This window comes from Pseudactinotalea sp. HY158, from assembly GCF_009660225.1.
Classification (GTDB): Bacteria; Actinomycetota; Actinomycetes; order Actinomycetales; family Beutenbergiaceae; genus HY158.
The window spans coordinates 2,598,481-2,612,517 of the sequence record NZ_CP045920.1; the positions used below are offsets into that span (position 1 = coordinate 2,598,481).

General features: G+C 71.9%; 10 protein-coding genes. 8 read left to right on the forward strand and 2 right to left on the reverse strand.

The window, feature by feature from the left end; all coding sequences use genetic code 11:
* Nucleotides 1-33: 33 nt before the first annotated feature.
* Nucleotides 34-4,407, reverse strand: coding sequence for a PQQ-dependent sugar dehydrogenase (locus tag GCE65_RS11370; RefSeq protein ID WP_153878473.1), 4,374 nt, complete (start codon nucleotides 4,405-4,407; stop codon nucleotides 34-36).
* A gap of 310 nt (nucleotides 4,408-4,717) precedes the next feature.
* Here GCE65_RS11370 and GCE65_RS11375 point away from each other — a divergent pair, with 310 nt between their 5' ends.
* A complete protein-coding gene (locus GCE65_RS11375) occupies nucleotides 4,718-4,885 on the forward strand; it encodes a hypothetical protein (protein ID WP_153878474.1) in 168 nt (55 codons plus the stop codon).
* 143 nt (nucleotides 4,886-5,028) lie between these two features.
* On the opposite strand, the gene GCE65_RS11380 is transcribed toward GCE65_RS11375, so the two are convergent.
* Nucleotides 5,029-6,390, reverse strand: a complete 1,362-nt coding sequence (locus GCE65_RS11380; protein WP_194928685.1) for a polyprenyl synthetase family protein — start codon at nucleotides 6,388-6,390, stop codon at nucleotides 5,029-5,031.
* Between the two features lie 294 nt (nucleotides 6,391-6,684).
* On the opposite strand from GCE65_RS11380, the gene GCE65_RS11385 reads away from it, so the two are divergent.
* Genes GCE65_RS11385 through GCE65_RS11415 form a run of 7 tightly spaced genes read left to right on the forward strand, consistent with a single transcriptional unit; the run spans nucleotide 6,685 to nucleotide 13,758 of the window.
* A complete protein-coding gene (locus tag GCE65_RS11385; protein WP_152910650.1) occupies nucleotides 6,685-7,875 on the forward strand; it encodes an inositol-3-phosphate synthase in 1,191 nt (396 codons plus the stop codon).
* Nucleotides 7,872-8,744, forward strand: coding sequence for an SCO3242 family prenyltransferase (locus GCE65_RS11390; RefSeq protein WP_153878476.1), 873 nt, complete (start codon nucleotides 7,872-7,874; stop codon nucleotides 8,742-8,744). Before GCE65_RS11385 ends, GCE65_RS11390 begins: the two co-directional genes overlap by 4 nt.
* A complete protein-coding gene (locus GCE65_RS11395) occupies nucleotides 8,741-9,616 on the forward strand; it encodes a sugar phosphate isomerase/epimerase (protein WP_153878477.1) in 876 nt (291 codons plus the stop codon). Before GCE65_RS11390 ends, GCE65_RS11395 begins: the two co-directional genes overlap by 4 nt.
* On the forward strand, nucleotides 9,613-10,296 hold the full coding sequence (locus GCE65_RS11400) for an EboA domain-containing protein (RefSeq protein ID WP_228759915.1): 684 nt from the start codon (nucleotides 9,613-9,615) through the stop codon (nucleotides 10,294-10,296). Before GCE65_RS11395 ends, GCE65_RS11400 begins: the two co-directional genes overlap by 4 nt.
* 54 nt (nucleotides 10,297-10,350) lie before the next feature.
* Complete coding sequence (locus GCE65_RS11405) at nucleotides 10,351-11,217, forward strand: TatD family hydrolase (RefSeq protein WP_152910647.1); 867 nt, start codon at nucleotides 10,351-10,353, stop codon at nucleotides 11,215-11,217.
* Between the two features lie 4 nt (nucleotides 11,218-11,221).
* Complete coding sequence (gene eboE / locus GCE65_RS11410; protein WP_153878478.1) at nucleotides 11,222-12,391, forward strand: metabolite traffic protein EboE; 1,170 nt, start codon at nucleotides 11,222-11,224, stop codon at nucleotides 12,389-12,391.
* Nucleotides 12,388-13,758 carry an alkaline phosphatase family protein gene (locus tag GCE65_RS11415; protein WP_153878479.1) on the forward strand — a complete coding sequence of 457 codons (1,371 nt, stop codon included), beginning with the start codon at nucleotides 12,388-12,390 and terminating at the stop codon, nucleotides 13,756-13,758. Before eboE ends, GCE65_RS11415 begins: the two co-directional genes overlap by 4 nt.
* Nucleotides 13,759-14,037: the final 279 nt, after the last annotated feature.

The window sequence follows — 14,037 nt, forward strand, 5'->3', positions numbered from 1 at the left end:
CCGGGGAACGGACCGACCACCGACCCACTCGACCTACGAGCAGGACACCGCCTCGTAGGCGAGCACCTCCTGCCCATCCAGCCCGTCGCCGCCCGTCGCATCGACGGTGAGCTCACCGCCGTCGATCGCGACCGACCGCGTCGTGAACGCGAGCGACTTCGTCGCACCATCGGCCAGACCCACAACAGACCTGGTACCGAAGGCCGTCTCCACACTCACATCGAGCGGGACACCGGCCACATTCGTCACCGACGCCACCAACACCTGCCGACCGGCCACACACCGAGTCGTCACCGACGTCTCCGTCAGCACCTCCGCCGGCGGCTCCGGCTCACCGGCCTCGAGCCCGGTGAGGTACTCGAACCCGGTCGTCACGAACTCCTCACCCTGAGGGGCCAGGTCGTACTCCATCACGTAGTACGCGATATCGGCCTCGAGCGCCGCCGCCAGGATCGCCTGCAACGGCACATCGCCCTCACCGAGGTTCGTGAACTGCGGACTTCCGGGACCGCCCAGGTTGATGGCGTCCTTGATGTGGAGCAGATCGATCCGGTCGCCGTAGGTCTCGAGCAGCGTCGGCACATCCACACCGGCATGGGCCGCCCAACCGACGTCCACCTGGAACGTCACGAACTCGGGATCGGTCTCGCGCACGAGGATCTCCCATGCCGAGAGCACCTCGCCCTCGTGCTCATAGGTCGTGGTGAACTCGCCGGCATGGTTGTGGCCGAAGAACTTGCCCACACCCGCCTCGACGGACCGCTGACCCAGCCGGTTCATCGCCTCGGCCGTGGCCAGCGTGTTCTCGTACGTGCCGATTCCCGGACTGGGGAATCCGCCCGAACCCACGTACTCCTGACCCACGGTCGAAACATACGCCAGCGTCTGATCGAAGCTGCCCTCGCTCACATTGTAGTGAGAGGACGGCACGCTCAATCCATTCGCATCCGCCAGTGCACGGAACTCCCCGGCCGTATAGCCGCTGTAGTTCCCGCCATACGGTTCGATATTCTCCAAACCGATCGAACCCAACCGGCCCAGCACCGACTCCAGCCCATCCGCATTCACCCATGGGATCAACGAATACAGCTGAATCGACACCCGGTCGACCGGTACCACCACCGGCTCGACCGGCACCTCATCGACCACCCGGAAGTAGTCGAAGGCGACCTCGGTCGGCTCGGACTGGCTCTTGCCGACCGTGAACAGGCCGGGCCCGGCGTCGCCGAGTCCGCTGTGCGTCACCGAGCCGGGCAGATCCGTCCACTCCTGGCCGTCATAGGAGAACGCTCCCGTGAACGTATCGCCGGAGCGGCTGAGCCGGACGTAGTAGTCGCCGTTCTCGGAGAGCGGCAGGTCGGCGATGTCGGCCTGCTCGGGCTGCTGGAACTGCCCGTTCACCTCGGAACGGATCTCCAGGCGCAGGGGCGCCTCGTTGCCCGCCGTGTCGGCGGCGAAGACCGGGTCGACCTTGACGTAGTTGTCGGGGTCGGCGTAGACCATGATCCCGGCCTGGTGCCACTGGCTCGAGAAGCCCGAGTTGAACTTGGTCTCCACGGTCCACTCGTCGCCCTCGACGACGGTCGAACGCAGGATGTTCGGAACGGGCTCGTTCACCGTGCCGTTGATGTCGGCATCGACCGTGGTCACCCGGTAGGCGCCGTCGCTGACCCCTGCCAGGGCCGGGTCGTAGTCGATGATGTCCCAACGGCAGGCGTCGACCTCATCACCGTCGAACTCGTCGTCCGCCGAGATCTCGGCACCGGGGTTCGCGCACACGGGAGCCGCGGGGCCCTGCCCCGCGTCCGAGTGGAAGGCGAGCGAGTCGAGGTCGACTCCCCCGGTGCTGGTCACCACGAGCGAACCGGAACCCGCGGGGACGGTCTCGAGGGCCGCCTCGACGCTCTGCCAGCCGTCGGCTCCGGTGAACGCCAGTTCGGCGAACGGTGCCGGCTCGTCGTTCCAGCCCAGCGAGATCGTGCCCGTGCCCGTGCCCGTGGCGGTCACGGAGTCCATGACCTCACCGCTGGGAGCGTGCGTGAACGCGATCGGCGAGAAGGTGAGCGAATCGCCGTCGTCGAACTCGGTCACGTACGAGCCACCGCTGGCGCCGGCGTCGTTGACCACCGTGATGCCCTCGGCCGTGTCGTACCACTCGGCCTCCTGCAGCGTCGGCGTGAGGATGAGCGTGGCCTCCCCGGTCGTCGCCGGGACGTCGCCCTGGGCGTCGTCGGTGTAGCTCACCACGAGGGTTCCGAAGATCTTCTCTCCCGCCCCGTGGTCCTTCGCGCTCTCGCTCGTCTGGATCGTGAACTCGCACCCGGTGCCGGTGACCTCGGGGTGGGCGTGCTGGTCGTGGCCGAGCCCGAAGGTGTGCCCGACCCGCGCGCAGTCCGGTGTGTCGCCGTCCTCCGCGTCCGTGACGGACACGGTGATGTCGACGCTGTCGCCCCAGTCGAAGAACGAACCGTCGTCGACGTCGAGGGTGATCTCCGGCGCGGTGTTGCCGACCGTGATCTGCTGGACGGCCAGGCCGAAGAGGCCCTCCGGATCCGTCACGCGCAGGATCGCCTTGTACTGGCCGAGCTCGGAGTAGGTGTGGGTGATCGTCTCGCCCTGGTCGTCGATGACGCCGTCGCCGTCGAAGTCCCACTCGTAGGTGAGTGCCTCGCCCTCCGGATCGAAGGAGCCGGAGGCGTCGAAGGTCACGTCGAGCGGGGCGTCACTGCCGGAGACCTTGTCGACCGAGATCGCCGGCCGGGGGGTCTTGTTCTCCGGGTTGTAGTCGATGCGGTAGATGCCCGCCTCCGGGTTCTGCCGGAAGAAGCCCTTGCCGTACTCGAGCACATAGAGGGAGCCGTCCGGCCCGAACTCCATGTCCATGATTCCCGACCACTCGGGTGCCGCCTGCTCGTAGAGAGCCGAGCTCGGCAGGAAGTTGGTCACGCCGGTGACCTCCCCGGCGCTCGAGAGCTCGTCCATCTCGATGGCCGCGACGTAGTCCTGGGAGAACTCGGCCATGAAGGCCTTGCCGTCCCAGTACTCCGGGAACTGAGTCGGTGAGGGGTTGGTCTCGTCGTAGCGGAAGACGGGCCCGCCCATCGGGGCCTGACCGCCGCGGCTCGAGAAGGTCACGAACTCGTCCCAGGGCTGGTCCCCGGCGTTGTCGCCGTACCAGATCTGCGGCTGCGTGACCGCCGGGAGCTCGGTCAGGCCGGTGTTCCAGGTGGAGTTGTTCACCGGGGCGGCGCAGTCGAAGAACTCACCGGGGGTGCCGGTCTCGTAGTCCCACTCGTTGTAGGCGCCGCCGTCGTTCGGCCCGTGGCAATAGGGCCAGCCGCCGTTCATCGGCTCGGTCGTCACCTGCCACTCGACATACCCCATGGGGCCGCGGTCGGCCTGGGCCGAACCGGAGTCGGGGCCGTAGTCGCCCCACATGAGCGCGCCGGACTCGAGGTCGTAGTCCATCCGGAACGGATTGCGCAGACCCGTGACGTAGATCTCCTCGCGCACGAGGTCCGGGTCGTACTCGGGTGAGTCGAAGAGGTTCCCGGCCGGGATGTCGTACGTGCTCCCGGGACCGGGCTCGGCGCCCTGCGCGATCTGGTCCAGAACGTCGATCCGCAGGATCGACCCGCGCAGGTCGTTGCTGTTGCCCGCGCCGCGGCGGGAGTCGAAGCCCGGGTTCATGCCCGGGGCGTTGTTGATCGGGGTGAACCCGTTCGCACCGGGCGTGCCCGCGGGGGTGTTGTCGCCCGAGGACAGATAGAGGTTGCCGTCCCCGTCGAAGGCGATGTCGGCACCGACGTGGCAGCACTGACCGCGCTGGGCGGTGATCTTGATGATCTCCTGCTCGCTCGTCAGGTCGAGGGTGTTCGAGGCGCCGTCCCACTGGAACCGGGACAGCACGTTGTAGCCGAGCCACTGGTCCCAGTACGTGTCCGCGTCGGCTCCGTCCGGGAGCTGCTCGGGGGCGCTCCCCTGCGGTGTCGTCTCCGGGTAGGCGACCCCGGTCGGCGAGGTCCCCGCCATGACGCGCGGGGCGTAGACGAGGTAGACCCAGTTGTTCTCCTCGAAGTCCGGGTCGAGGGCGATGCCCTGGAGGCCGTCTTCGGAGTTGTTGTAGACGTCGATGTCTGCGACCTCACGGGTGAGGCCCGTCGACGGGTCCGTCAGGCGGACGACGCCGTCGCGCGCCGTGTGCAGCACGCGCGAGTCGGGCAGCACCGCCAGGTCGATCGGCTCACCGGTGTTCTTGGTGAGCAGGATCTTCTCGTAGTTGTCCCACTCGAGTGCGGGATCCTCCGCTGCGAGGGCGGCGGTACCGGCCGGGTCGGTGTCGCCGTCGTGCCCAGGATGAGCACTCGCCCCGCTGATCGCGAGCGGCAACACCAAGCCGGCGGCCATGACCGCCGCCGCGCCTCGGGCCGACCATCGGCCGGCCCTTCTCCTTCTGACCACATTTCCTCCTCGAAATTGCGCGCCCAGATCGCGAGATGGCACAGCAGCACGGCGACGTGAGCAGCGTCGGTTGGTCACGGGGGCGGCGTGGACACCACATGCGGCGGGCCACCGGCCCTGATTACCGTGATGTGTCCCACCCTAGTCGCAGTTTTGTAATCGTCAACCATGAAGTCTGGAGTGCAGACTCGCTCAAATGTCACACTTCTGCACAGAGAAGTCGCGTTCCGGTGCGTGATGAACGAAAACGAGCGTCATGCCGATCGACGAGCGCGCGTTCTGCGCCGAAAACGAGCATCGAACGCCATCCTCCGGTCGAACGCCGAACCTCCCGATCGGTGACGACCATTCGGATGATCCGACCGACCGCACGTACGACATCACCCAAAGCCTCGGGCCATATGTCGATCCGCATTCCCGTTAATAGACTATCGGCTTATCCCGAAGTCACTTTCGTCGAATCGAATTCCTCGGCCATTCACCACCCGTGGCCCGGAGCGCGCCGACACGGACCGGCCACGCGGCGTCCGTCGCCTCCCGACGACCGACACGATCCGCAGCGCCGACTCAGCGCTCACACCGGGCCGGGCGGGCCTGGGCGTCCTCAGCGCCCCGTGTGTCCTGGGCGCCCCGTGTGTCCTGAGCGTCCCGTGTGTCCTGAGCGTCCCGTGTGTCCTGAGCGTCCCGTGTGTCCTGAGCGTCCCGTGTGTCCTGAGCGTCCCGTGTGTCCTGAGCGTCCCGTGTGTCCTGAGCGTCCCGTGTGTCCTGGGCGCCCTGCGTGACCTCCGCGTCCTGGGCGCCCTGGGCCGTGCCGGCCGCCGGTGCCGTGCGGGCCGTGCGGGCCGTGCGGGCCACATACTCGGCGGCGCCGTCGAGGGAGGCCTCGATCATCCCGGCGGCGCCGAGGAGTACCCGGGTCACCGCCGGCCCGAGCGCCGCGCCGGCCAGCGTCTCGCGGAGGCGCGCGAGCACCTCCCGCGCCTGCCGGTCGACCTCCACCGGCGCACCCGATCGGGCCAGCTCCGTGCGCATCGCCTCGGCGGTGGCCATGTCGAGGTCCGCGCGTCCGAGGTGATCGCGCAGGCTCGACCACACCGGCAGGGTGCGCGCGTGCAGCATGAGCGAGGTCGCCTTGCCCTCCCGCAGATCGGACAGCGAGCTCTTGCCCGTCACCTCCTCGGGCGCGAACAGCCCGACCAGGTCGTCGGCCAGCTGGAACGCGACCCCGAGGCCGTGCCCGATCTCGTCGAGCAGCTCGCGCGCGCCGGCGGGGGCGTCCGCCAGGATCGCCGCGGCCCGCACCGGGGCCTGGAAGGAGTAGAAGGCGGTCTTCTCCGCGGCGATCGACATCGCCTTCTCGTGCGAGACCTCCCACAGCCCGTGGCCCGCCGCGACGTCGTCGAGCTCACCGGCCACGCTCACGAAGATCGTGTCCCACAGCAGCTCGGCGAGCTCCCCTCGGAGCCGGGCCGGGCCGTCCACCTCCGCCACGAGCCGGTGGGCCAGCCCGATCGCGAGATCGCCCGCGAGCACGGCGGAGGCCTCCGCGAAGTGCTGTGCCGGTGCGCTCCCCGCGCCGGCGGCCGCCGCGGCCGCATGCATGCCGGCGGCGAGGTTCGGCACCCCGCGGCGCACGGTGTCGTGATCGATGAGGTCATCGTGCACGAGGAAGCCGGCGTGCAGGAGTTCGAAGGCCGCGCCGAGCCGCGCGGCCGCCGGATGATCGCCGCCGCCGAGGCCGCGGTGCACGTCGATCACGAGCCGGCCGCGGAAGTGCTTGCCGCCGGCGACCGCGCGTCGCAACTCCCGCCACAGCAGGTCGCAGGCCGCGCCGTGGCCGGCCGCTCGGCGCCGGTTCTCGGCCATGAGCCCCTCGAGCACCGCCCCGACCTCGGGAGCGGGGCCCTGCGGGTACGCATCGTTGTTCATCTCGGCACCTTCCCGATCCTCACGCACTCCGGGCCCACGGTCTGGGCCCACGGTCTCCGTTCGGAGGAGCCCCCGGCGACCGTCGGCGCCTGCCGGCGGCTTCACCGGGGTGGCTTGCATAGTGACGACTTTCATATAACCTGACCTGAGAGAGTGACGCAAGTTGCCGCACTTACGAACGCGAAGCCGCGACTAACGTAAGTCGGACACTTCGTTGCACCCTCGTCGATACAGATAGATCACAGCCGATCGCCGCTGCCACGGCGCGACGGTCACATCACAGAGGTGAGAGATATGACGACAAGCCAGGCACGTGACAACGTGGGCACGCAGGCAGGCACGGCCCGGACAGGCATCTGGTTCGTCGGAGCCCGGGGCTCGGTGGCCACGACCGCGACGATCGGAACCCTCGCCGTGAGCGCCGGGCTCTCGGACCGGACCGGACTGGTCTCCGAGCTCGAGCCGGTCGCGGCCGCGGGCCTCCTCGACGTCGGCACCCTCGTGACCGGCGGCCACGACGTCAGCAGCACCCCACTGACCGAACGCGCGCAGCTGCTCGCCGATTCCGGAGTCTTCCCGACCGCGCTCGTGCGGGCCCTGGACGCCGAGCTCGGCGCCGCCGACGCCCGCATCCGGCTCGCCCCGCAGCAGGCGACCCAGCGCGCCGTCCTCGACGCGATCGAGGCCGACATCCGCGCCTTCCAGCGGGACAACGACCTCGCCCGGGTCATCGTCGTGGACGTGAGCAACACCGAGGCCCCGGCCGCCTCCACGCCCGAACTCGACAGCCTCGCGGCGCTCGAGAGCGCGCTGGACGCCGGCGCCGCCCCCCTGCCGCAGAGCTCGGCCTACGCCTACGCCGCCTACCGGGCCGGCTGCCCGCTCGTCGCCTTCACCCCGAGCCCCGGCCCGGCCCCGGCGGCGCTCGGGGAACTGGCGGAGCAGCAGGGCCTGCCGTGGGCCGGCCGGGACGGCAAGACCGGGGAGACCCTCGTCAAGACGACCCTGGCCCCGATGTTCGCGACCCGCAACCTCGCCGTGCGGTCGTGGGCGTCCTACAACCTCCTCGGGGGCGGCGACGGCCAGGCACTCGCCGACCCGGTGGCCGTGGCGAGCAAGACCGCCACGAAGGGCGCCGGCGTCGACGCGATCCTCGGACACCACGTCGACGGCCCCCTGCGCATCGACTACGTCGAGGACCTCGGCGACTGGAAGACCGCGTGGGACCACGTCTCCTTCGAGGGATTCCTCGGCACCCGGATGACTATGCAGTTCACCTGGCAGGGCTGCGACTCCGCCCTGGCCGCGCCCCTCGTGCTCGACCTCGTGCGGCTCGTGGCCCGGGCGCACGAGGCCGGACAGGTCGGCGTCATCGGCGCGCTGTCGTTCTTCTTCAAGGAGCCGATGGGCAGCGGTGAGCACTCGATCTCCGCACAGTGGACCGCCCTGACCGACTGGTGCGCGAAGCTCGCGCTGCCCGCATGACCTCGCTGCGCGACCTCGCCGAACTCGTGCGGCTCCCGGCCGCGCTCACCGCTCCCGGGGACGTGTTCTCGGGAGCGGCGGCGGCCGGGGCCCTGCGGGGCTGGCGGCCCGCCGCCCTCGCGGCCTCCTCCGTCTGCCTCTACTGGGCCGGGATGGCCCTGAACGACTACGCGGACCGAGACCTGGACGCCGTCGAGCGCCCGGAGCGGCCGATCCCCTCCGGCCGGGTGACCCCGGCCACCGCGCTGCGGCTCGCCGGCGGGCTCACCGCCACCGGCCTCGCCCTGGCGGCTGCGAGTGGACGGCGCCCGCTCGCCACCGCGATCCCGCTCGCCGGCGCCGTCTGGGCATACGACCTGCTGGCGAAGCCGACCCCGGCGGGCCCGCTCGTCATGGGCTCGGCCCGGTTCCTCAACGTGCTCCTCGGCGCGTCCACCGCCCCGCGCGGCCGGCGCTCGGGCCTGCCGGCCGCACTCGCGGTCGGCACCCACGTCACGGCCGTCACCGCGCTGAGCCGCGGCGAGGTGCACGGCTCGTCCCCGGCGACCGCCCGAGCCGCGCTCTCGGTGACCGCCGCCGTCACGGCCACGGTCGCCGCGTCGTCCCTGCGCTCGGGCCGGCCGCCGGCGCGGCTGGCCGCGGCGGGGTGCGCCGCGGGATACGCGGCGAGCGTCGGACGCGCCCAGGCCGCCGCCGTCCGCAGCCCGGACGCCGGCACCGTGCGGCGGGCGACCCGCAGCGGGATCCACGGCCTCGTCCCGCTCCAGGCGGCGCTCATGGCCGGCCGGGGCGCGGTCGCGGCGGCCGCGGCCCTCCTGGCTGCCGGGCCCGCGCTGCGCGCCGGCGCGAAGCTGGTGTCGCCGACATGAGCCTGCGGCTGTCCTACGGCACGAACGGCTTCGGCGACCACCCGCTGCCCGCCGCGCTCGACGTCATCGCCGGCCTCGGCTACGACGGGGTCGCCCTCACCCTCGACCACCAGCACCTCGACCCGTTCGCGCCGGGCCTGCCCGCCCGGGTCGACGCCGCCCGGGCCATGCTCACCGAACGCGGCCTCGGCGTGGTCGTCGAGACCGGCGCCCGGTACCTACTCGACCCCTGGCGCAAGCACGAGCCGACCCTCGTCTCGGCCGCCGGGCGCGAGCCGCGGCTCGAGCTGACCCGCCGGGCGGTCGAGATCGCGCGGGACCTCGGCGCCGACGTCGTGCACCTCTGGTCGGGGATCCTCCCCGCCGCAGACTCCCCCGGGGCCGGCTGGGAGCGGCTGCTCGCCGGGATGTCGGAGCTCGTGCCCCACGCCGAGGCCGCGGGGGTCCGGCTCGCGTTCGAGCCGGAACCGGGGATGTTCATCGAGACCCTCGCCGACCTGCGAGAGCTGCGCCGCCGGCTCGGCTCACCGCCCACCCTGGGGGCCACGGTCGACGTGGGCCATCTCGTGTGCATCGAGGACGAGTCGCCGGCCGACTGCATCCGCGGCGCCGCCGGCGACGTGCTGCACGTCCAGATCGAGGACATGCGCCGCGGCGTGCACGAGCACCTCGAGTTCGGCGAGGGCGAACTCGACCTGCCGGCCGCGCTCGGCGCGCTGCTCGAGATCGACTACCGCGGCCTCGTCTCGGTCGAGCTCGCCCGGCACAGCCCCACGGCCCCCGCCACCGCGGCCCGATCGATGCGGGCCCTGCGCGACGCGCTCGACCGGCTCCCCCGCTCCCCATCCCCCGCCACCGAGGAGGCATCATGACCCAGCGAGCCCGAGCCGCACTCGACGGGCGGCTCACGCCCGCCGCCGCCGACCGACTCACCGAGATGACCGCGGCGATCGCCGCCGATCCGGCCGCGATCGGGCGCCTGTTCCCGGCGGCGGCCCGCGAGGTCGCCCGCGGACCGCTCGACGAGGCGGATCCGACCGGCATCACCGGCCCGACCCTCGACGACGCCGTCCGTGCGGTTCTGCTCGAGACCCTCGCCTCGGCGCAGCCGGACGAGCAGCGCGCCGCCGAGGTGGCGGCGCTGTACCGATACGGCGACGGCGACGAGAAGCGCGCGATCCTGCGCTCCCTGCCCGCCCTCGACGTCGGCGAGGGCGCCCGGGCGCTCGTGACCGATGCCCTGCGCACGAACGACCTGCGCCTCGTGGGCGCGGCGATGGGCGCCTGGGCCGGGGAGCACCTCGACGACGACGCGTGGCGCCAGGGCGTGCTCAAGTGCCTGTTCATCGGGGTGCCGCTCGCGGCCGTCCAGCGCCTGCGCGAGCGGGCGGACGCCGAGCTCGCGCGGATGGTCGCGGCCTTCGGGCACGAGCGCTGCGCCGCGGGCCGGCCCATCCCCCCGGACTCGCGCCTCGTACTCGACCACTTCCCCGAGGTCGCGGCCCGCTTCCCCGACGTCGCGGCGGCCCTGCCGACCGTCCCGGCGCCCTGACCTGTCCGATCACCCCCGATCCGCCGGCACCAGCCTGAACCAGGAGCAGCACCCATGCGCATCTTCGACCCGCACATCCACATGTCCGCCCGCACGACCGACGACTACGAGACCCTCCACGCCGCCGGGGTCCGGGGCCTGGTGGAACCGGCGTTCTGGCTCGGGCAGCCGCGCACGAGCGTCGAGTCCTTCGTGGACTATTTCGACTCGCTCCTGGGCTGGGAGCGGTTCCGGGCCTCGCAGTTCGGCATCGCCCACCACGCGACCATCGCGCTCAACCCGAAGGAGGCGAACGACCCCCGCTGCGTCGGCGTGCTCGATCTCCTCCCCCGCTACCTGGCCAAGGACGGCGTGGTCGCCGTCGGGGAGGTCGGGTTCGACTCGATGACGACGGCCGAGGAGTTCGCCTTCGCCCGCCAGCTCGAGCTCGCGATCGAGCACGGCCTGCCCGCGATGGTGCACACCCCGCACCGCGACAAGGCCGTGGGCACCCGGCGCACCCTCGACCTGGTCGAGGAGTCGGGGATCGACCCCGGCATGGTCGTGGTCGACCACCTGAACGAGACGACCGTGGACATGGTCGCCGACGCCGGCTGCTGGCTCGCGTTCTCCATCTACCCCGACACGAAGATGGACGAGGATCGGATGGTCGCGATCCTGCGCGAGCACGGCCTCGAGAAGGTGATGATCAACTCGGCGGCCGACTGGGGCCGCGCCGACGTGCTCAAGCCCCTCAAGACCGGTCGGGCGATGCTCGCGGGCGGCTTCAGCGAGGACGACGTGGACCGGCTGCTCTGGCGCAACCCCGTGGAGTTCTTCGCCCAGAGCGGGCGGCTCATGCTCGACCGCGTCGAGGAGCCCGCGGCCGCGTTCGAGGGCAACTCGATCCTGCGCGGCGAGCGCAAGAGCGACGAGGACTGACCGGATGCGCCTTCGACACCCGGACGGCTCCCTCATCCACCTGGCCTACTGCAGCAACGTCCACCCCGCCGAGGATCCGGAGGGGATCCACGCCCAGCTGCGGCGCTTCGCCGGGCCGGTGCGCGAGCGCCTCGGCGTGGACCGGCTCGGCGTGGGGCTGTGGCTGCCCGCCGCCACCGCCGCCCTCCTCGCCGCCGACGCCCGCAAGCTCGACGCGCTCCGGGCCGTGCTCGACGAGCAGGGCCTCGAGGTCGTCACCCTGAACGCGTTCCCCTACGGCGGATTCCACGACCGGGTGGTCAAGCACCGCGTGTACCGGCCGGACTGGACCGAGCCGGAGCGGCTCGCCTTCACCCTCGACGCGGCCACCGTGCTCGCCGGGCTGCTGCCCGGCGATGCGGCCCGCGGGAGCATCTCCACGCTCCCGCTCGCCTGGCACACGCCCTGGTCCGACGACGCCCGCGGCCTCGCCCGGGCCAATCTGGACGCCCTCGCCGTCGGCCTGGAGCGGCTGCGCGAGCGCACCGGCCGGCACATCCGCGTCGGCTTCGAGCCGGAGCCGGGCTGCGTGATCGAGACGACGGAGGAGGCGATCGCCGAACTCGCCGGGGTCGACACCACCCATCTGGGGGTGTGCGTCGACGCCTGCCACCTCGCCACCGCGTTCGAGGACGCCGGGACGGCGGTCGCGGCCCTGGCCTCGGCCGGGCTGCCCGTGGTCAAGGCCCAGCTGTCCGCGGCGCTGCACGTGGCCGACCCGGCCGCGGCCGCGACCCGGGAGCTGCTCGAGGAGTTCGTGGAGGAGCGCTTCCTGCACCAGGTGCGCGAGCCGGCCCCGGGCGGGGGCCTGCTGCACCGCGACGACCTGCCGGACGCGCTCGCCGGCGACGCCCTGCCGGCGAGCGAACCCTGGCGGATCCACTTCCACCTGCCGCTGCACGCCGCCCCGAGCGCGCCGCTGGCAGGAACCGGCGCCGAACTCGTCGAGACCATGCGTGCACTCGTCGGCGGCGACCGGCCCCTGACCGACCACCTCGAGGTGGAGACCTATACCTGGACCGTGCTGCCCGAGGGGCAGCGCCCGACCGACGACGCGGGCCTCGTGGCCGGCATCGCCGCCGAGCTCGCCCAGGCCCGCAGCCACGCCCACGACCTCGGACTGGAGAACGCATGACCAAGCTGCTGGTGCTCGACGTCGTGGGGCTGACCCCCCGCCTGCTCGAGCACATGCCCCGACTGCGCCGGGTCGCCGACCGCGGCTACCAGGCCACCCTCGAGACCGTGCTGCCGGCGGTCACGTGCTCCGCCCAGTCGACGTTCCTCACCGGGCTGCTGCCCACCGACCACGGCATCGTGGGCAACGGCTGGCTGTTCCGCGACCTGGGCGATGTGCTCCTGTGGCGCCAGCACAACGGCCTCGTCGAGGGCGAGAAGCTGTGGGAGACCGCCCAGGCGACCCGTCCGGACCTGACCGTGGCGAATATCTGCTGGTGGTACGCCATGGGCGCGACCGTCGACACGACCGTCACGCCCCGACCGGCCTACTACGCGGACGGGCGCAAGGAACCCGACTGCTGGACCTGGCCCCCCTCGGTCCACGACCGGCTCGTGGCCGAACTCGGCCCGTTCCCGCTGTTCACGTTCTGGGGCCCGGGCGCCTCGATCGCCAGCTCGGAGTGGATCATCGGCGCGACCCGCATGCTCATGCCCGAGCACGACCTCACCCTGTCCTACGTGCCCCACCTCGACTACGACCTGCAGCGCTTCGGGCCCTCCGGACCGGAGGCGATCCGGGCCGCGCGCGAGGTCGACCGGGCGCTCGCCCCGCTGCTCGACGACGCCGACCGGCTCGGCGCCCGGGTCGTGGTGCTGAGCGAATACGGGATCACCGACGTCTCCCGCGCGGTCGACGTCAACCGGGTGCTGCGCCGGGCCGGACTGCTGCACGTGCACCACAACGAGACGGGCGAGATCCTCGACACCTGGACCTCACCGGCCTTCGCGGTCGCCGATCATCAGGTCGCCCACGTCTACGTGCGCGACGAGGACGACATCCCCCGGGTGCGCGACCTCCTCGCCGACGTTCCCGGGGTCGGGCAGGTGCTCGACGCCGAGGGCAAGCGGGAGCAGGGGCTCGACCATCCCCGTTCGGGCGAGCTCGTGCTCGTGGCCGAGCCGGATTCGTGGTTCACCTATTATTACTGGCTCGACGACGCGAACGCCCCCGACTTCGCCCGGCTCGTGGAGATCCACAAGAAGCCCGGCTACGACCCGGTCGAGCTGTTCATGGATCCGCAGGATCGCTGGGTCAAGCTCCGGGCGGGTGCGGCCCTCGCGCGGAAGAAGCTCGGGATGCGTTACATGATGGACGTCGTCCCCCTCGATCCCGCGCCGCTGCGCGGCAGCCACGGCAGGCTCCCGGCCGACCCGCTCGACGGGCCGGTGCTGCTGTGCTCGGACCCGGCCGCGCCGCGCACCCAGGTGCGGGCCGTCGAGGTGCGCGACCTGTTGCTCGACCTCGTCGGCGGCCGCGCCGGCTGAGGCCCGTCCACGCGGGTCGTGCCGGCCCGTCCGGTCCGCACGACCCGCCCATCCCGGCGTATCCGGCCCTGCGTATCCGTGCCGGCGTATCCGCCCCGGCGTATCCGCCCCGGCGTATGGACGGCGCCCGCTCGCCTCTCCCAGGGGCTCGCCTCTCCCAGGGACTCAGGGGCTCGCCTCTCCCAGGGACTCAGGGGCTCGCCTCTCCCAGGGGCGGCCGATCGCCGCGCTCGCCGAGGGCTCGCCGGCCACCGCACTGCCGTGGGGCCGGCGGATCCT

Excerpts from the sequence above, each read along its gene's own strand:
- GCE65_RS11370 (WP_153878473.1), bottom strand. The coding sequence starts at position 4,407 with ATGGCCGCCGGCTTGGTGTTGCCGCTCGCGATCAGCGGGGCGAGTGCT.
- GCE65_RS11375 (WP_153878474.1), top strand. The coding sequence starts at position 4,718 with ATGCCGATCGACGAGCGCGCGTTCTGCGCCGAAAACGAGCATCGAACG.
- GCE65_RS11415 (WP_153878479.1), top strand. The coding sequence starts at position 12,388 with ATGACCAAGCTGCTGGTGCTCGACGTCGTGGGGCTGACCCCCCGCCTG.
- eboE (WP_153878478.1), top strand. The coding sequence starts at position 11,222 with ATGCGCCTTCGACACCCGGACGGCTCCCTCATCCACCTGGCCTACTGC.
- GCE65_RS11385 (WP_152910650.1), top strand. The coding sequence starts at position 6,685 with ATGACGACAAGCCAGGCACGTGACAACGTGGGCACGCAGGCAGGCACG.
- GCE65_RS11405 (WP_152910647.1), top strand. The coding sequence starts at position 10,351 with ATGCGCATCTTCGACCCGCACATCCACATGTCCGCCCGCACGACCGAC.
- GCE65_RS11400 (WP_228759915.1), top strand. The coding sequence starts at position 9,613 with ATGACCCAGCGAGCCCGAGCCGCACTCGACGGGCGGCTCACGCCCGCC.
- GCE65_RS11380 (WP_194928685.1), bottom strand. The coding sequence starts at position 6,390 with ATGAACAACGATGCGTACCCGCAGGGCCCCGCTCCCGAGGTCGGGGCG.
- GCE65_RS11390 (WP_153878476.1), top strand. The coding sequence starts at position 7,872 with ATGACCTCGCTGCGCGACCTCGCCGAACTCGTGCGGCTCCCGGCCGCG.
- GCE65_RS11395 (WP_153878477.1), top strand. The coding sequence starts at position 8,741 with ATGAGCCTGCGGCTGTCCTACGGCACGAACGGCTTCGGCGACCACCCG.